Annotated in this window: 16 protein-coding genes; 9 read left to right on the top strand and 7 right to left on the bottom strand. The window is 58.9% G+C overall.

The annotated features are described in order from the left end of the window. The first annotated feature begins 55 nt into the window (after positions 1-55). A complete protein-coding gene (locus CUN63_RS31330; protein ID WP_129444989.1) occupies positions 56-373 on the top strand; it encodes a carboxymuconolactone decarboxylase family protein in 318 nt (105 codons plus the stop codon). A 100-nt stretch (positions 374-473) separates the two neighbouring features. Here CUN63_RS31330 and yghX read toward each other — a convergent pair whose 3' ends face one another. After that, positions 474-1,361 (bottom strand): YghX family hydrolase, encoded by an 888-nt coding sequence (gene yghX / locus CUN63_RS31325; RefSeq protein ID WP_129444988.1) that lies wholly within the window; start codon positions 1,359-1,361, stop codon positions 474-476. Positions 1,362-1,769: 408 nt separating this feature from the next. Here yghX and CUN63_RS31320 point away from each other — a divergent pair, with 408 nt between their 5' ends. Beyond that, positions 1,770-3,293 carry an MFS transporter gene (locus tag CUN63_RS31320; protein WP_129444987.1) on the top strand — a complete coding sequence of 508 codons (1,524 nt, stop codon included), beginning with the start codon at positions 1,770-1,772 and terminating at the stop codon, positions 3,291-3,293. Between the two features lie 65 nt (positions 3,294-3,358). Here CUN63_RS31320 and CUN63_RS31315 read toward each other — a convergent pair whose 3' ends face one another. The 4 genes from CUN63_RS31315 to glcD are packed head-to-tail and all read right to left on the bottom strand — an operon-like array spanning position 3,359 to position 7,565. Then, positions 3,359-3,760 carry a heme-binding protein gene (locus CUN63_RS31315; RefSeq protein WP_129444986.1) on the bottom strand — a complete coding sequence of 134 codons (402 nt, stop codon included), beginning with the start codon at positions 3,758-3,760 and terminating at the stop codon, positions 3,359-3,361. 20 nt (positions 3,761-3,780) lie between these two features. Further along, on the bottom strand, positions 3,781-4,998 hold the full coding sequence (gene glcF / locus CUN63_RS31310; RefSeq protein ID WP_129444985.1) for a glycolate oxidase subunit GlcF: 1,218 nt from the start codon (positions 4,996-4,998) through the stop codon (positions 3,781-3,783). A 3-nt stretch (positions 4,999-5,001) separates the two neighbouring features. Beyond that, on the bottom strand, positions 5,002-6,066 hold the full coding sequence (glcE, locus tag CUN63_RS31305; RefSeq protein ID WP_129444984.1) for a glycolate oxidase subunit GlcE: 1,065 nt from the start codon (positions 6,064-6,066) through the stop codon (positions 5,002-5,004). After that, complete coding sequence (gene glcD / locus CUN63_RS31300) at positions 6,066-7,565, bottom strand: glycolate oxidase subunit GlcD (protein ID WP_129444983.1); 1,500 nt, start codon at positions 7,563-7,565, stop codon at positions 6,066-6,068. The genes glcE and glcD overlap by 1 nt, the downstream gene beginning before the upstream one ends. Before the next feature lie 234 nt (positions 7,566-7,799). Here glcD and glcC point away from each other — a divergent pair, with 234 nt between their 5' ends. Continuing rightward, positions 7,800-8,567 carry a transcriptional regulator GlcC gene (gene glcC, locus CUN63_RS31295; protein ID WP_129444982.1) on the top strand — a complete coding sequence of 256 codons (768 nt, stop codon included), beginning with the start codon at positions 7,800-7,802 and terminating at the stop codon, positions 8,565-8,567. Between the two features lie 30 nt (positions 8,568-8,597). Here glcC and CUN63_RS31290 read toward each other — a convergent pair whose 3' ends face one another. After that, a complete protein-coding gene (locus CUN63_RS31290) occupies positions 8,598-10,361 on the bottom strand; it encodes an L-lactate permease (protein WP_129444981.1) in 1,764 nt (587 codons plus the stop codon). Between the two features lie 172 nt (positions 10,362-10,533). On the opposite strand from CUN63_RS31290, the gene CUN63_RS31285 reads away from it, so the two are divergent. From CUN63_RS31285 to CUN63_RS31270, 4 genes are all read left to right on the top strand, one after another. Continuing rightward, positions 10,534-10,770 carry a hypothetical protein gene (locus CUN63_RS31285; protein ID WP_129444980.1) on the top strand — a complete coding sequence of 79 codons (237 nt, stop codon included), beginning with the start codon at positions 10,534-10,536 and terminating at the stop codon, positions 10,768-10,770. A 42-nt stretch (positions 10,771-10,812) separates the two neighbouring features. Then, on the top strand, positions 10,813-11,253 hold the full coding sequence (locus CUN63_RS31280) for a DUF1801 domain-containing protein (RefSeq protein WP_218570156.1): 441 nt from the start codon (positions 10,813-10,815) through the stop codon (positions 11,251-11,253). 533 nt (positions 11,254-11,786) lie between these two features. After that, positions 11,787-13,190 (top strand): MFS transporter, encoded by a 1,404-nt coding sequence (locus CUN63_RS31275; protein ID WP_129444978.1) that lies wholly within the window; start codon positions 11,787-11,789, stop codon positions 13,188-13,190. A gap of 566 nt (positions 13,191-13,756) precedes the next feature. Beyond that, positions 13,757-14,197 carry a cupin domain-containing protein gene (locus tag CUN63_RS31270; RefSeq protein ID WP_129444977.1) on the top strand — a complete coding sequence of 147 codons (441 nt, stop codon included), beginning with the start codon at positions 13,757-13,759 and terminating at the stop codon, positions 14,195-14,197. A 16-nt stretch (positions 14,198-14,213) separates the two neighbouring features. Here CUN63_RS31270 and CUN63_RS31265 read toward each other — a convergent pair whose 3' ends face one another. Continuing rightward, complete coding sequence (locus tag CUN63_RS31265) at positions 14,214-15,641, bottom strand: MFS transporter (RefSeq protein ID WP_129444976.1); 1,428 nt, start codon at positions 15,639-15,641, stop codon at positions 14,214-14,216. 134 nt (positions 15,642-15,775) lie between these two features. Here CUN63_RS31265 and CUN63_RS31260 point away from each other — a divergent pair, with 134 nt between their 5' ends. Both CUN63_RS31260 and CUN63_RS31255 read left to right on the top strand, forming a co-directional pair. Next, complete coding sequence (locus CUN63_RS31260) at positions 15,776-16,666, top strand: LysR family transcriptional regulator (protein WP_129444975.1); 891 nt, start codon at positions 15,776-15,778, stop codon at positions 16,664-16,666. Positions 16,667-17,149: 483 nt separating this feature from the next. Next, a complete protein-coding gene (locus CUN63_RS31255) occupies positions 17,150-18,538 on the top strand; it encodes a diguanylate cyclase domain-containing protein (protein ID WP_129444974.1) in 1,389 nt (462 codons plus the stop codon). The last annotated feature ends 1 nt before the right edge of the window (position 18,539 follow it).

Here is an 18,539-nt window from a genome sequence, read left to right as displayed (position 1 = left end):
GATGACTCGGGCGCAAAGGCGAGAACTGATCGCCCTCCAACGCGAGGAAACAAACATGACAAAGAAGAAAACGCACAACACCTACCAACGTCTCGAACAGCAGTACCCGGATTACCTGGCTGCCGTGGAAGCCTTGGGTACGGCGGTGCGTCATACCGGCCCACTGGAAGAGATCGTTGTCCAGCTGATCCAGCTCGGTGCCGCGGCGGCCATCCGTTCTGAGGGCGCGGTGCACAGTCATACACGACGGGCACTGGAGGCGGGCGCTACACCAGAACAGATCCGTCACACGCTGATCTCCCTGACCAGCACGATCGGTTTCCCCACCGTCGTTGCGGCCATCAGTTGGGCGGATGATGTGATTGAGACGTGACCTATTGAGGCGCGTTTGAGCAGCTGACTCGTCAGCTGTTCGAAACCCTCCATTCATGCGGAATCTGGCAACAGTGTCAAAGCAGACTTCAGCTTCACCACTAAGCCAGATACCGCCGAAACCATCCGAGCGTCCGGTCCCAGGCCAGCCTGGCCGCGGCGTCATCGTATCGAGGCGTGGAGTCGTTATGAAAACCATGGTTGGCGCCGGGGTAGATGTAGGCTTCATACGTCTTGCCCGCGGCTTTCAATGCCTTCTCATAGGCGGGCCAGCCTTCGTTGATGCGCGTATCCAGCTCACCGTAGTGAAGCATCACCGGCGCCTTGATTCGGGCGACATCGTTGTCTTCTGGCTGGCGGCCATAAAAGGACACGGCAGCCGCCAGTTCCGGATAGGCGACGGCCGCGGCATTGACGACGCCACCGCCGTAACAGAACCCGGTGATGCCGACTTTTCCGGTGGTCGCGTCATGCTTCATCAGCCACTCGATGGCGGCGAAAAAGTCATTCATGAGCTTTTCAGGGTCGACGGTCGCCTGCAGCTCCCGGCCTTTGTCATCGTTGCCGGGATAGCCGCCCACCGACGTCAGACCATCAGGGGCGAGGGCGATGAAGCCTGCCTTGGCCACACGCCGCGCGACGTCTTCGATGTACGGGTTGAGCCCGCGATTTTCATGCACGACCACCACCGCCGGCACCTTGCCGGTGGCTTTCGCCGGGCGCACCAGATAGCCACGGACCTGCCCGTTGCCTTTGGGTGAGGGGTAGGTGATGTATTCGGCAACAATTTCCGGGTCGGTAAATTCAACCTGCTCGGCGAGTGCATAATTCGGACTGAGGGCGGCGAGGAGCGCGCTCGCGGTAAAACCACCCAAGGTGAACAACGCCGCTCGATCCAGAAACTCACGCCGGTTGATCTTGCCGTGGGCGTAGTAGTCGTACAGTTCGAGCAGTTCCGGGGCAAAGTCTTTCGCCGTGAGACGGGTCATCTGTGCGCTTCCTCTTGGGCGGGTCGATTGCTCTGTCGGTTGGACAGTGTGAGCGGTACCTATTGAGCGTAGCCGTTCAAAAAAGAGGCCTCGCAGACGGGGTGAAAACGCGAAGAGGGTGACTCAAGCAAACGCCAGGGATTGTTTGGGGCGCTTGCTTTTGGGGTGGGGCAGACGGAAAAGGGCTTTCAGCCCATCAGTGCCATCAAACAATATGAAACAAATAGTCGATTGAGTTGTTATGTAACGAAATTATAGAAGTGTTCTGCTTTCCCGCGAGAAAAGTTAATTTTTCTTACGTTGCAAGTTGCATTCTTAAACCCTCGCCATGGAAGTGCGCAGGGTTCGTTTCACGGAAGCATTGAAAAATGTCCCGTGATTTTTTGAGGTAATAAGGAGCTTGGATCAATGGTGTTAATAAATGAGACAGCGCAACACAGAGCAAAACGATGGTCAGCCCTAAGCGTGCTGATGCTGCCAGTACTACTGGTGACCGTAGACAATACGGTGCTTGGATTCGCGTTACCAAAGATTGCCGAGGCCCTGAGTCCGAGTGCTAGTCAGCAGTTATGGATGATCGATGCCTATTCGCTGGTATTGGCGGGATTACTGGTGTCGATGGGTAGTCTGGGCGATCGAGTAGGTCATCGAAAGTTGTTACTGGCCGGGTCTTTGGGTTTTGTCATTGTGTCGGTGCTGACCGCCTATTCCCAAACGGCCATGCAACTGATTGCCGGGCGAGCCTGCATGGGGATTTTCGGTGCGATGTTGATGCCTTCTACTTTGGCATTGATACGTTCGGTGTTTCTGGACCGAGAGGAGCGCAGAGTAGCTGTCGCGATCTGGGCAACAACTCTGACGGTAGGATCGGCGCTCGGCCCATTGGTCGGTGGGGTTTTGCTGGAGTTTTTCAGCTGGGGGGCGATTTTCCTATTGGCGATACCCGTATTGGTGCCGTTGTTGGTATTGGGACCAGTGTTGTTGCCCGAGTCCGAGAAAGACTGTTCAGGGCCATTGGATCCGCTAAGTATCCTGCAATCGATGGTTGCCCTCAGTGCCATCGTTTACGGCATTAAACACAGCGCCAGTAATGGTCTCGACTGGATGGCGCTGACAGCATTTGTAATCGGCATGGTTGCTGGGTGGATGTTTGTGCATCGGCAGTTACGTCTGCCTGTGCCGCTGATGGATCTGAGTTTGTTCCGAAGTGGCACCTTTAGCGGCTCCGTACTCATCAATCTGATGAGCCTCGCGTTCCTCGTCGGCTTTGTGTTCTTCACCACTCAGTTCTTACAGATCGTTCTTCAGATGTCACCGTTGAATGCCAGCTTTGCATTAGTACCTGGTCAGATCATGGCGATCGTAGTGGGAATGGCAGTCGTGCCTGTAGCGAGGCGAGTACCGGTGCATGTGCTGGTACCGATTCTGATGGCGTTTGCTGGGGCGGCGTTTTTGTTGGTCGCCAGCATCGGCAGCAGTCTGATCGTTCTGGTGGTGGCTTTTGCCTTGCTGAACATTGGTGTGGGCGCGATCGCGACGGTATCAAACGACGTGATTTTGTCGGCTGCACCGCCGGAAAAGGCGGGTGCAGCGTCGGCCATTAGTGAAACGGCCTATGAAGTGGGTGTGGTTTTGGGGACGACAGTACTCGGTGGTCTCGTCACTGCCTACTATCGCGGTGCATTGCAGCTTCCGGGCTTTTTGAGCGAGGTGCAGACGATGCTGGCGAGTGAGACGCTATCGGGTGCTAATCATGTAGCGGTGCAGTTGTCAGGAGATCAAGCACGAGAGCTGATGACGCAGGCGGGAAGTGCCTTCGAGGGTGGAATTAATCTGGTTTCGTGGGTGACGTTCGGCTTGGCACTCATGGCGATTTTAATTGCCTGGCGCGCTTTGCGGATACCGAAGGCGAAACTTGCTGAAGGGCAGTGATCGAAAACGAACGTCGGGCCGTTTGCCACATGGCCCGACTGTTTCAGTGCTCAGCTCAAATCAATTCAGTTCAGGCATTGCGCCCCGGCCTTGGCCACTTGTGCGTCCTGCTCGGCTTTGACACCGGACACCCCGACCGCGCCGATCACCTGACCGTCGACGATGATCGGCACGCCGCCCTCAAGGGATGTCAGCAATGGCGCGGACAAAAAGGCGTGGCGTCCGCCATTGACCATCTCTTCATAACCTTTGGATTCGCGCCGACCGAGGGCTGAGGTGCGGGCCTTTTCGGTGGCGATGTAGGCGCCAATCGGAGCGCAACCATCGAGGCGTTCGAGGGCCAGTGGATGGCCGCCGTCATCGACAATCACGATGGTCACGGCCCATTGGTTGTTCTGCGCTTCGGTGCGTGCAGATGCAAGGATTTGGCTGACTTCGGTCTGGCTCAATACGGCTTTGCTTTTCATGGGGATTCTCCAGTACTCGGTTAGGGCAAGGCGGCTTCGACCAGTTCGATCCAGTGCCTGACAGGGGTTCGGCCCGCACCGTCGAGGTGGGACTGACAGCCGATATTGGCCGTGACAATGACTTCGGGATGTCCGCTTTCCAGCGCATTAAGCTTGTTGTCGCGCAGTTGCCGGGACAGTTCGGGTTGGGTCAGCGAATAGGTGCCCGCCGAGCCGCAGCACAGGTGACTGTCGGCAACAGGCGTGAGGTTGAAGCCCAGACTCGTCAGAATCGCTTCCACCGCACCCCCCAGTTTCTGCGCGTGCTGCAAGGTGCAGGGGCAATGGAAGGCCAGGCGCTGGGCGCTGTGGATACCGAGCTTTTCCAGCGGCTCGTCGCGCAGCACTTCGACCAGATCCTTGGCCAGCGCACTGACCTTTTTCGCCTTCTCGGCATAGGCCGGGTCGGTGCTGAGCAGGTGACCATAATCTTTGATGAAGGCACCGCAACCGCTGGCGGTTTGCACGATGGCCTCGGCACCGTTTTCAATGCTCGGCCACCACGCATCAATGTTGCGACGGGCACGATCCAGGCCGGCGGCCTGAGCGTCGAGGTGATAATCCACGGCGCCGCAACAGCCCGCCTCGCGGGTCGGAGTGACGCTGATCCCCAGTCGATCCAGTACTCGGGCGGCGGCCGCGTTGGTATTGGGCGACAGACTCGGTTGCACGCAGCCTTCGAGCATCAGCACCTGCCGGGCGTGGCGAATGACCGGGCGCGGCTTGGCCGGATAGACGCGGCGAGGCAACTTTATCTGCAAGGTGTTGGGCAACAGCGCCCGGAACACCTGGCCACTGCTGACCAGCCCTTTGAACAGCGCCGGATTGGGTACGACGCTGCGCAGTCCTTCGCGTAACAAGCGCTGACCGAGTGGGCGCGGCACCGCCGCATCGACCACCGCCCGGCCGATGTCCAGCAAGTTGTGGTAGTCGACACCGGAAGGGCAAGTGGTTTCGCAATTACGACAAGACAGGCAGCGATCCAGGTGCTGTTGGGTCTTCTGCGTGACTTCGTTGCCCTCCAGAACCTGCTTGATCAGGTAGATGCGGCCCCGCGGTCCATCCAGTTCATCGCCCAGCAATTGATAGGTCGGGCACGTGGCATTGCAGAAACCGCAGTGCACACACGTGCGCAGGATGCTTTCGGCTTCTTCGGCGCGGGGCAGTTGGCGGGCTTGTTCGCTCAAAGTGGTCTGCATGGGTCAAAGCTCCGCGTACAGGCGCCCGGGGTTGAAGATGCCCCGGGGATCGAGTTGTTGCTTCAAGTTCCGGTGGTAGCGCATCAATGCGTCAGGCAGCGGTTGAAATGGACTGTCGATCAGGCCATGGGTATAGCAGGTCACATGCCCGCCGACTTCTACGACGATCGAGCGAATGAACGTTGCCTCCGCGTCAGATTTGAGCCAGCGCTGTGCACCGCCCCAATCGAGCAACTGACGGCCAGGCAGGGAAAGCCGAGGCGTGTTGTGAGGAACGGACAGGCGCCAAAGTGCCTGGTCCTCATCGAAGAAGCTCAATCGATGCTCGTTGAGATCATCCCAATACGAAGCGTCCAGCAACTCGCCGCCGAGTCGGTCATGAGCCGCCGCCACCGAACCTTCGCCACCCTCAAGCCGCAGGTGCAGGCGCTGCCCATCGTGGCACGCAGCGCTGATCGGCAGCGGCTGCTGGCCCCATTCGGCGAGGCGCAGCAAGGCGCGATCGCTGTCCATTTCCAGGCTGATGCTTAAGGCTTGCCGTGGCTTGGGCAGGACCTTGAGCGAGACTTCAGTGATCACGCCGAGCGAGCCGTAACTGCCGGCCATCAAGCGCGACAGATCGTAGCCGGCGACGTTTTTCATGACTTCGCCGCCAAAACGCAAATGCTTGCCGTGGCCGGTGATGACCCGTGTTCCGAGGACGAAGTCCCTGACGGATCCGGACCAGGGACGCCGTGGTCCCGACAACCCGCTGGCGATCATGCCGCCGACCGTCGCGCCGTCGCCGAAGGAGGGCGGTTCGCAGGGCAACATCTGCTGCGCCGCGTCCAACACTTCAGCCAGTTCTGCCAACGGGGTGCCGCAGCGGGCGGTGATCACCAGCTCCGTCGGGTCGTAGCTGACGATGCCTCGGTGGCTGCGCGTGTCGAGCACTTCGCCCGCCACGATGCGTCCAAGAAACGCCTTGCTGTTGGAGCCTTGAATGCGCAACGGCGTAGCGTTTTGCAGCGCCTGGTTGACCTGTTCCAGCAGCGAGGCGCTGTCGTCGATATCGTGTTCGCTGCGCATCAGAAACGCTCCAGTTCAGGGAAGGGCAGCTGACCCATGTGAACGTGCATGGCGCCGAACTCGGCGCAGCGGTGCAGCGTCGGAATGTTCTTGCCGGGGTTGAGCAAGCCACTCGGATCGAAAGCGGCTTTGACGGCATGGAACACGGTCAGCTCATCGCTATTGAACTGTGCGCACATCTGATTGATTTTCTCCCGGCCCACGCCGTGTTCACCGGTAATGCTGCCACCGACCTTCACGCACAATTCGAGGATCTTGCCGCCCAGGGCTTCGGCGCGATCCAGTTCGCCCGGTTGGTTGGCATCGAACAGAATCAGCGGGTGCATGTTGCCGTCACCGGCGTGGAAAACGTTGGCCACCCGCAGGTCGTACTCGGCCGACAACGCGGCAATCGCGTGCAGCACACCGGGCAGCTCGCGGCGCGGGATCGTCCCGTCCATGCAGTAATAGTCCGGTGAAAGACGGCCCACCGCCGGAAAGGCATTCTTGCGCCCGGCCCAAAAACGTACGCGTTCGGCTTCATCGCGGGCCTGGCGCACTTCGGTGGCGCCGGCCTGTTCCAGCACTTGGCGCACGCGGTCGCAGTCATCGTGAACATCGGCTTCAACGCCATCGAGCTCGCACAGCAGAATGGCTTCGGCGTCGACCGGATAACCAGCGTGGATGAAGTCTTCGGCGGCGCGAATGGCCAGGTTGTCCATCATCTCCAGACCGCCCGGGATGATGCCGGCGGCAATAATGTCACCCACCGCGCGGCCCGCCTTTTCGACGGAATCGAACGCCGCCAGCAGCACTTTGGCGGTCTGGGGTTTGGGCAACAGTTTGACCGTGACCTCGGTGATGACACCGAGCATGCCTTCGGAACCGGTGAACAACGCCAACAGGTCGAAGCCCGGAGAGTCGAGCGCCTGCGAACCCAGGCTCAGATGTTCGCCGTCGACGGTGAGGATGTCGACCTTGAGCAGGTTGTGCACGGTCAGCCCGTACTTCAGGCAATGCACGCCACCGGCGTTTTCCGCCACATTACCGCCGATTGAACACGCGATCTGCGAGGAAGGGTCCGGCGCGTAGTACAAGCCAAACGGCGCTGCAGCCTGGGAAATCGCCAGGTTGCGCACCCCCGGCTGAACCCGAGCGGTGCGGGCGGCGGGGTCGATGTGCAGTATAGAGTTGAAACGCGCCATCACCAGCAGCACGCCTTTTTCCAGCGGCAATGCACCGCCAGACAAACCGGTGCCGGCACCGCGGGCAACCACCGCGACCTGCCGCTCATGGCAGAGTCGAAGCACGCCTTGCACCTCGTCGATGTGGCGCGGCAGCACCACCAGCATGGGCGTGGTGCGGTAAGCAGAAAGTCCGTCGCATTCGTACGGTTTGAGCTCTTCCTGTTGATGCAGGACTTCCAGATCCGGCCACTGTGTGTGCAGGGCTTGCAGCAAGGCAGCTCTGTCGACATCAGGCAGGACGCCGTCGACGCGTTCATCGTAAAGAATGTTCATAGTCGGTTGACGACCCTCAGTTGTTTTTATAGGAGGTCTGTGTCCGTTTACCACTGACTTGCATCATTGGCCTGAGGCGTTCTACTGTCTATGTGTTGTTTGGCTGGTCGAACCAGTTTTTTATTCGATGGTTTTTTATTAGTTAAAAAAAATTGTTTTAAAACATAAGATTATGTTTGTGTTTGAGCATTTGTAGTTTTGGCAGCGAGACTGGTCATACCAGTTGGAGAGTCGATGGAAAGGGCAGAAACGAGCCGTAATCCACAAGTCGCAGACGTGGTCTGTGAACGCATAGAACGGCTGATCGTGGGCGGGGTACTCAAGACCGGGCAGCTATTGCCGTCGGAGCGTCGTCTGACCGAAAAACTCGGCGTTTCCCGCACGGCACTTCGCGAGGGCCTGAAGCTGTTGCGCGCTCGCGGGATTATCAAGACAGAGCAGGGTAAAGGTTCATTTGTAGCCGACCTTTCGGGTCACGGTGCCGCGTCACCGTTGATGCACTTGTTCAGCTCACAACCCCGCACGCTCTATGATTTGTTCGAGGTTCGCAGTCTGCTCGAAGGCGAGTCCGCACGTCTGGCGGCGTTGCGCGGAACCGACGCCGACTTTGTCCTCATCACCCGCAGCTACGAGGCGTTGCTCAATGCCCATAGCCGTTCGCTGGAGGCGTCCGAACACGCCCGGCTCGATCATGCGTTTCACCTGGCGATTTGCGAGGCTTCGCACAACCCGGTGCTGGTTCAGACCTTGCGCTCGCTGACGGACTTACTGCTCAACACGGTGTTTGCCTCGGTCAATAACCTCTACCACCGCGAGCCGCAAAAACGTCAGATCGACCGTCAACATGCGCGGCTCTACAACGCCGTCACCGGCCGTATGCCGGAGCAGGCACGCAAGGCGGCCATCGCGCACATCCAGAGCATCTGCGAGAACCTCAAGGAAATCGAAAGCGAGGAACAACGTCTGGTTCGGGCCACGCTGCGACTTGAGGGGTGGGCGTAATGCCCGGGCGGTGAGCCCGGGCTACGTCAATCAATGCCCGCCCACCACCATATGGCTGAACGGCGCCACATACGCCTGCAACGTCACCAAGCCACCGACCAGGATGGCCAGGATGATCGAGTGGAAAAACACATAACGCAGGATTTCCCCTTCATGCCCGTACCAGCGGGTGGCGGTCGAGGCCACCACGATCGACTGGGCGTCGACCATCTTGCCCATGACCCCGCCGGAACTGTTGGCGGCCGCCATCAACACCGGGCTGAGGCCCAATTGCTCGGCAGTAACCCGTTGCAAGCCGCCGAACAGCACGTTTGACGCCGTATCCGAGCCGGTCAACGCCACGCCGAGCCAGCCGAGCAGGGTGCCGAACATGGGGTAGAAGATGCCCGTCGCGGCGAAGGCCAGGCCCATGGTCGCGTCCAGACCCGAATAACGAGTGAGGAAACCGAGGGCGAGCATGGCGGTAATGGTGATCAGTGAATAGCGCACCACCCACAGCGTTCGCACGTACTGGTGGATCAGTTGCGGAATGGAATAACCCATCAGCAACCCGCCGAGGATCGCCGACAGCAGGATGCCGCTACCGGTGCTGGTGAACCAGGTGAACTTGTAGACTGCGTCCTCGGTTTTAGGTGCGGGCACCACGGGCGGGACCTTCTCGATCTGCTGGTGGATCGTGGTGAAAGTCACGATCGGAGCGAAGATCGGGTTCGCTTCGCGCATCGGTTTGCCTTGAGGGTCGAGCTTGGCCGAGTGGGTGGCCGGATCAATCGCCGGGCGGGTATCGAACATGTTTTTGAAGCCCTGGGTTCCCCAGGCGAACACGAACACGGTGAGGATGATCCACGGCATCCACGCGCGCATCACAGCAGGCTTGGCATCGCTGGCAAAGGCCGCGCTGGCGACGGGTTTTTCGTCATGCTCTTCGGCTATTTTGGAGTTGTCGACGCGCCCGGACAGCGCGGCGGAGGTATGCACGGTGGCCGGTTTCCAGACCCTGAGGAAACCGGTCAGGCAGGCCATGGAAATCAGCGCGGCGATCACGTCCACCAGCATCGGTCCGTGGTAGTTGGACACCAGGAACTGCGGCACGGCGAAACTGACCCCGGCCACCAGAATCGGCGGCCAGATTTCCAGCATCTTGCGCCAGCCGGCGAAGGCCCAGATCAACCAGAACGGCACGATCACCGAGAAGAACGGCAGTTGCCGGCCAACCATCATCGACAGCTCCATTTCATCCAGCCCGGTCACCTTGGCCAGGGTGATGATCGGCGTGCCCAGCGCACCGAACGCCACGGGCGCGGTGTTGGCGATCAACGCCAGGCCAGACGCGGCCAGTGGCGAGAAGCCCAACCCGATCAGAATCGCCCCGGTCACCGCCACCGGCGTACCGAAGCCTGCGGCTCCTTCGAAGAAAGCACCGAAGCAGAAGGCAATCAGCAGCAATTGCAGGCGTCGATCGTCGGTGATGCGCGCCAGGGAATCCTGCAGCACTTTGAACGAGCCGTTCTCGGTGGTCAGCCGATGCAGGAAAATGATGTTGAGCACAATCCAGCCAATGGGCAGCAAGCCGTTGGCGGCGCCGTAAAGTGCGGCCGAGCCGGCCATGTTCGCCGGCATGCCGAACGCGAAGATCGCGATCACCAGCGCGGAGGTCAGGGCCAGCAATGCGGCCAGATGCGCCTTGATATGGAAAAACGCCAGGGCTGCCAGCATCACCACGACCGGCACTGCTGCCATGATGGTTGAAAGTATCGGATTGCCGAACGGATCGTAGACTTGCTGCCAGACCATGTTCCACCTCTGCTTTTTATTGTTGGGAGTGCAGACCCCGTGGGGGCGGTGGCTTCTAGTATAGGTGGCATTACGCCGCTGTCCTGACAGGCCTTTCAGTGGGCCGCACTGAGCTAACATGGCCAATGGGTAAATGCGCTACTCGGACTTCAACGACGGGAGAAATGCAGCCATGACTGAACGCCATATGCACCACAAGGAAACGCTGTCGAACGGATGCAAGATCGAGGTCAAAGCCGAGATATTGAGGGACGGCTCGCTGAAGATGTTCATCGGCGTTTACCGGCCGGACGGCACGGTCATAGAGGAAGACAACAAGCCATCCCCGCATCTGCTGGATATGGAAGACGCCTTTGACTGGGGAATCAAAAACGCAAGGGACGTCGGAAACGGTCAAAGAACCCTGTAAGGCCACGCTTTGGACACCCTCATGAAAAAGGCGACAACCACCATGAAGAAAGAGCAGGTCGGTGCTAAGGAAGAAGAGGGAGGACCTTCGGCCTCTCAGCTGATAGACGCGAGAATCAAAGACCTGGGAGATTGGCGGGGCGAGACGCTCGCTCGGGTCCGAACGCTCATCCAGCAGGTCGACCCCGACGTGGTCGAGGAATGGAAGTGGCGGGGGGTTCCAGTGTGGTCGCACGCCGGAATCATCTGCACCGGTGAGACCTACAAGCAGGTCGTGAAGCTGACGTTTGCCAAGGGCGCCTCGCTGGAAGACCCTTCAGGGCTTTTCAATGCCAGTCTTGAAGGCAACACCCGACGTGCCATTGATTTGCATGAGGGGGACAAGCTTGATGAGAGCGCATTGAAGGCGCTCATTCTCGCCGCTGTGGCGCTCAACGCCTCGGCACGCGCGGCCGCTCGCACCAAACCGCCTGTGAAATCCTGATTCGTCTTCGCCGATCTGCCAGTCGAAAAGCACGCTGACGAGATGACCGCAATTGAGGTCTCTCGTCATGGCGTGTGAAGCGCGTTGTCGTACAACGCGGCTCAATCATCAAATCACCCATACCCTGTGTTTAACACCCGAAACGTCAAAAGGCTAACGGCCCCACAACCAGCAGCACGCGTACGAAATCGCAATGTTAACGGGCGGTCTTTGTCGAGACGAACGGCTATTTTTCAGATTGACAGCCTAGTAGTGAACTCGATATAAAAGGCATGGTTGTACGACGACAGACGATCATCGGCTGTTAAACACTAAAAATAAAAACGAGTGTCGGCCCCATCATGAATTCAATCCTCCCGCGCGCCTCTCTGAATACCGCTTCTTATGATTTCAGTGTCCGAGCAGTGCCCACGCTAATGAGCTGAAACCGGGCTGTGGCGCGGATTCATCGCGTTTTGCCGATGCTCTACGACACAATTGATCTCGCTTGAAACCGAGAGATCATCACCATAAACCAACAATAAAGTGATGCCATGAATCTGAACGAGCCCATCAATCCGCAACGAATCGGCCAGGCTGTCGGCAAGTACCGCTGGACGATTTGCGCGCTGTTATTTTTCGCTACCACCGTCAATTACCTGGACCGTCAGGTACTGAGTCTGTTGGCGCCGGATCTGTCGACGCAATTTGGCTGGAGTAACACCGACTACGCGAACATCGCCTCCGTCTTTCAATTTGTGTACGCGATTTCCATGCTGTTCGCCGGCCGCTTCGTTGACAAGATCGGCACCAAGACCGCCTATGTGGTAGCGATCGGCGTCTGGTCGACCGGCGCGATCATGCACGCCTTTGCGGTGCCGATGGGCGAGGGTATTGCCGGCATCAGCAGCGCCTTGGGCCTTGCCGTCATCCCGGTTTCGATCGCAGGTTTCATGCTGTCGCGCGCCGTACTGGCGATCGGCGAAGCGGGTAACTTCCCGATCGCGATCAAGGCCACTGCCGAATATTTCCCGAAGAAGGAGCGTTCCTTCGCCACCGGTATCTTCAACTCCGGCGCCAATGTGGGCGCGGTCCTGGCACCGATCTGCGTGCCGCTGATCGCCGGTATATGGGGCTGGGAAGCGGCGTTCATCGTGATCGGTGCGTTGGGCTTCGTTTGGGTGGCGGTGTGGATTGCACTGTACGAAAAACCGGAGCAGCAAAAACGCCTGTCGGTGCAAGAGCTGGCCTATATCCGCAGCGATCAGGGCGCGCAAGCGCTCACCGGCACCGACTCGGGTGCTGCGGCCAAAAAAGTATCGTGGTTCAAGTTGCTGACCTACCGCCAGACCTGGGCCTTTGCCTTCGGCAAGTTCATGACCGACGGCGTGTGGTGGTTCTTCCTGTTCTGGCTTCCGACCTATCTGTCGGCGCAATACGGCATGAAGGGCCAGGCCATCGTGTTGCCGCTGGCCGTGCTGTACAGCATGACCATGGTCGGCAGTATCGGCGGCGGCTGGTTCCCGAGCTATTTCATGTCACGCGGCGACGCGCCGTATGACGGTCGTATGAAAGCCATGCTGGTGATCGCCTTCTTCCCGCTGCTGGTGTTGCTGGCGCAGCCATTCGGTTACATCAGTTTCTGGGTGCCGGTGCTGCTGATCGGCGTGGGCGCATCGGCGCATCAGGCGTGGTCGTGCAACATCTTCACCACCGTGTCTGACATGTTCCCGCAAAAGTCCATCGCGTCGGTGGTCGGCATTGGTGGTTTGGCCGGCGGTTTGGGCGGGGTAGTGATGACCAAGACTGGCGGTTGGGTGATCGACCATTACAAACTGATCGGCGATATCCATACCGGCTACATGATCATGTTTGCCATCTGTGCGGTGGCCTACCTGGTGGCGTGGAGCGTGATGAAGGCGCTGGTGCCACGTCATAAGGAAATCACCGATCTGTAAACGGCTGGCACGACCCAGTGAGCCGAAAAGCGGGGTACACGACGACTATTTTTGTCGGCGTGTACCCCAGGTGACTGGCGATAGCATTTTTCCATCCTGCCACGCCTGCGACAGGACAAAATCGTTCTAAAAAGCCCGCCTTGCGCTTTGGAGTTTGTACTATTCTTGAAGTTGTAGGTGAAGACGCAGACTGATGCGCAAGCGGATGGCGAGGAAACGTGGGGCGCGTTCCGAAGGGTACACGGTTAGAAAGATCTCCGCGCTGAGATCCAGCCCTTATGCCGTGTGAAGCAGGACAGCACAAAACTGTTCTGTGGGAGGCCTGATAAACCTTGTAAGCCGGAGACCAGCGCCGGCCACCTACTCGATTTACAAAGCCCGCCTTGTGCGGGCTTTTTCGTGTGTGCGGGATTCGTTTGTATCGGAACGTATCCCGCGCACCTGCAGCTACCTTCGCATACAAAACCAGGGCCTTGGCGACACTTGCGCGATACACGGCGGCCTCCAAATAGAGCCACCGCATCCGCGGCAAGCTCCGCGCGCATTCCCGCGCACAGAGAAATGCCATGTCCCGTTTCAACCACCGTATTTTTGCTGGCATGCTCGGCGTCGCCGTTGCTGCGGCACTCACTGCCTTCGCGGGCCTCTCTCAAGCACAAGAGGCGCCGCCAGTAAAAAGCTGGCAGGCGGGCCTTCACCGCACCGATCTGCTGCGCCAGGACCTCGACGTCGCCGGGCGTGAGGTGATTCAGGTCCGCGTTGATTTCGAGCCGGGTGTGGTGTCCCCCAAACATTCGCATCCCGGGGTGGAAGTGGCCCACGTGATTGAGGGCACGTTTGAATATCAACTCGAAGGTCAGCCCCCTGTAACGCTCAAGGCTGGCGATTCCTTGTACATCCCTGCAGGCACTGCGCACGTCGCGAAGAACGTCGGCGCGAGCAAGGCGTCTGAGCTGGCGACGTACATTGTGAAGAAAGACACGCCACTGGTCGTGCTGGAAAAGTAAACGAGGTATCGGGTTATCAGCGGTCACGACGCACTGCCAACGCGCGGCTTCCCAGCGCGATGGCCAGTGCGACAGCGATCAGCACCAGCGCCACGGCGAAGGTGATCCGCATACCGCTGGCAACCGCTTCGGGTCGCGCCGTTGCAATGTCGACCGAGGCCGATGCGAGCGCGAACACCGCGCCCAAGGCGGACGCCCCCGTGATGAGCCCCAGATTGCGTGACAGGTTGAGCATGCCGGAGATGACGCCTCGCTGGTCCGGCTGAACATCTGCCATGACCGCCGTGTTGTTGGCTGTCTGGAACAGGGCATAGCCGAGGGTTATCACGACCATCGGCAAGAGGTAGCCGCCGATGCCGAACGTCTTCGGCAATACCGACAGCGTGAGGCATCCAGTCGCCATTGCCGCGAGGCCGACGAGGGTCATGCGTTGGGCGCCAAAGCGGTCGGCAATACGGCCGGCGGGCACACCCGTCAGTGCCGCGACAAACGGCCCGACTGACAAAACCAGTCCAACCAGAACCGCATCGAGCCCCAGCCCATGCGCGAGATAGAAGGGCCCGACCACGAGCGTCGCCATCATCACTGTCGCGACGAGCAGGCTCATGGCGAGGCTGCCACTGAGCACGGGATCGCGGAACATCGCCAATCGAATCAACGGTGAGGTGACTCGAGCTTCGGCGAACACGAAGAGGCCAACGCCGACACCCGCCGCCAACAGCAAGGCGATGTTGAACGGACCGAAACTGCCTCGCCCAAGGGTCATGGCCAGCGCATAAGCGGCGAGCGTCAACGCCAGCAGCAGTGTGCCCAGCGGGTCGAAGCCGGCGCGATCGGTCTTGAGCTTCTGGCGATCGGCAGGCAAGTAGCGATGCGCGAGCACCAGCGTTAGTAAGCCCAGCGGTACGGTGATGAGGAAGATCGCCTGCCAGCCAAACCCGCCAATCAGCAGGCCGCCGAGCGACGGCCCCATCGCGGTGCCAATCGCCGACATCGTCCCGAGCAAGCCCATGGCGCTGCCGGTTTTTGCCTTCGTCACCGTCTCGCCGACAAAGGCCATGGTCAGCGCCATCATGATTGCCGCACCGATGCCCTGCAGCGCCCGGGCGCCAATCAGCAGCCAGAGCGTGGGCGCAAAGCCGCACAGGGCCGACGCCAGGGTGAACAAACCGATACCGGCCAAGAGCAGCCGCCGACGGCCAGTGATGTCACCGAGCCGACCGACACTGACAATAAGGGTGGTAATGGCCAGAAGGTAGGCGAGGACGATCCACTGCACGTGCTGGAAGGAGGCGTTGAACACCTGGGCCAAGGTCGGCAAACCCACATTGGCGATGCTGGTGCCGAGCGAGGACAGCAGCATCGACAACGAAAGACTGGCCAGCGCCCACCGAACCGACGGTGTCTGTTGCGCACGCTCTGCGATTGCACTGAGTGATTTCATGCTGTTCCTCTTCTCTGGCCACTCCCGAAGCGGAGCTATCAGAAATCTACGCCTCGGCCTAACATGGCGGAAGACGCACCGTTTGCACTTGATACGTGCGTTCAACGCCATATCACTCTGCCACGGGGCACCGCATGTCCACTCCTGATTTCAACTTGCTGATCACCCTTGATGTGTTGCTCGCCGAAGGCAGCGTGGTGCGCGCCGCCAAACGCTTGCGACTGAGCCCGTCGGCGATGAGCCGGGCACTGGCGCGATTGCGTGAAACCACAGGCGATCCGCTGTTGGTCAGGGCCGGGCGGGGACTGGTGCCCACCCCGCGAGCGCTCGAACTTCGCGAGCGGGTCAGTCAGCTGGTGCAGGACGCCGAAGCGGTCCTTCGGCCTGCCGAGCAACCCGACCTCAAACTGCTGAGCCGCACGTTCACGCTGCGCACCAGTGAAGGTTTTGTCGAGAATTTCGGCGCGGACCTGATTGCCCGCGTCGCCGAGCAAGCCCCTGGCGTGCGGCTGCGCTTCATGCACAAACCCGACAAAGACAGCACGTCACTGCGCGACGGCACGGTCGATCTGGAAACGGGTGTGGTTGGGACAGCCGCTGGCCCGGAGTTGCGTACCCAGGGCTTGTTTCGGGATCGTTTTATTGGCGTCGTGCGAATGGGGCATCCGCTGAGCGAAGGCGAGATAACCCCCGCGCGTTATGCGGCAGGCAACCACATCAGCGTCTCTCGGCGGGGGCTCGACAAGGGGCCCATAGATGAAGCCCTTGAGCACCTGGAACTGGAGCGGCACATAGCAACAATCGTTGCAGGCTTCTCCACTGCGCTGACGGTCGCCCGGGTCACTGATCTGATCGCCAGCGTTCCCGAACGCCACACCGCTAGCCTGCGCGCCGGCATGCACAGCTTTGCACTGCCGTTGTCTCTGCCGGCGTTCACCGTCGCCATGCTCTGGCATCCGCGGCTGGATGCCGACCCTGTGCATCGCTGGTTGCGTGGTTGCCTTCGAGAGGTTTGTTCTGAGTAAAAAATTGTCAGATTTGATCTAATGTTAATTATTGAAACAGGGGGTGTTTCACTCGTGTAACTATTGCATGACTATTCTGGTTCTATAAGTGAGTAATTTTGGTATAAAAATACTTTGAACTTATTAATATATAGGCGGTAGCTGAAAGGCTTTGTCGCAAGTGGGAATTAACTGCTGATGCCATTAAATGGCGCGACGCTATCAATGGTGGCCATTAACTAGTAGTGAGTGTGGTTGTAACTCTTGAGTTACTTAGTGCGTATAAGATGATGAAATATAAGTAATTATTTTTTACGATGATCAGGCGCTTTATTGCGCTGAAACGCGGTGAGCAAGGCGGGATCCAATTAAGGATGATGGCGAAATATTGACGGTCTATATATCAAAAAATAACTTCATAATAATACTGACGTTTTTCTGTTGCGGTGCTAGTGTTTCTAACTCGTCTTCATCGTACTTGTCTGTCTGCAGAGGCCGTGCGTCATGCCGACTCCAACTCCACGAATTGCAATACTGGGTATTAGAGCTCCAAGCTTGAATAGTCCAGAGCTTGAACACTTTGCCGATATAGCCAGCTTGTTGGCTGCCCCCGCCTTCGATGTCGTGCTGCTGGACCTGCCAGCCGCTTACGCAGGGCGGGTGCTTCGAAAGTTGCGCTCGATTCCCCCTTATCGCTACAGCCTCATTTACTGTTGCCGTGATCAGAACGGCTGGTGTGAAGCCTTGGGTGATGGTGCGTGCCCTGTCGATTCCAGCGAAATAAGAACCCTCTGGGGCGTGTGGCAAGAACGCTACAGGTTGTTCAATCAGGGTTCTGCCCCTGAGCGTTTCGAAAGTCGGGTGCTTTCGTGGTTGTGGTTGCGCGACAACGCGCACATTTATGCCCTGCGAGACCCAGAGGTGCCTCAGCATTATCGCTACCCACTGCTGGACGCCCTGGCTGATAACGAGCAGGTCAACTCGTTTGTCTGGCTCAGCTTGATGGTGCAGCAGGACTGGCTGCAAGAGGGGGTCCTGGTCGATCGCGTTCGCCTGTGTTCGGAGTGTGGCTCGGGCCGGCTCAATTACATTGATGTGTGTGCCGAATGCCAGGCCCTGGACATTTCACGGCAGCCTTCATTGCACTGCTTTACCTGTGGGCATGTGGGGCCACAGGAAAACTTTCTCAAAGACGGGGTGTTGTTGTGCCCCAACTGCTTGAACCGGTTGCGCCATATCGGCAGTGATTACGACCGTCCTATGGAAAACTATCGTTGTCGCTCATGTCAGGCGTTTTTTGTCGATGCCGACGTGCAGGCGCGCTGCCTGGACTGCGGCCTGTCACACACGCCTGACAAGTTGCGAGTACGCGAGGTCAGGGATTTTCGCCTGGCCGAGGCCGGCCGTTTCCGCTGCCGCCAGGAGTTCAGTGATCAAACGGTCCATCACTTCGGTCGACTCAATCTGTTAGGCGGCAAGGATTTCTATGACCTGCTGACCTGGCAGATGCAGGTCGTACGTCGCTACCAGTCGCCTGCCTTCTCAGTGCTCGGTCTGCGCTTCGTCAACCTGGCCGGTACGTTGACTCGCCTGGGTGAACATCACGGACATGCCTTCATCGATAGCGTGGCTGATCGGTTGAAGGAAACCGTCAGGGACACGGACCGCTGCTCTCGAAGTACCGAAGAGTACTTCTGGATCATGCTTCCGCATACCGATGACAAGGGCCTGGAAACCGTCAAACAACGCTTGAGCCGGGTCGCCGAGTTGTTTTCAGCACCGGAGGTCAGCGACATTTCCTTGCGTGTCGTCAGCATCACGGCGCCCCAGGATCTGCTCGAACAGGAAGATGGCGAACTACTACTGGCCCGTCTGGCCAGTGAGTTGGCGTGAC

Source organism: Pseudomonas sp. ACM7, assembly GCF_004136015.1.
Classification (GTDB): Bacteria; Pseudomonadota; Gammaproteobacteria; order Pseudomonadales; family Pseudomonadaceae; genus Aquipseudomonas; species Aquipseudomonas frigoris.
This window is presented reverse-complemented; position numbering and strand designations above follow the sequence as displayed.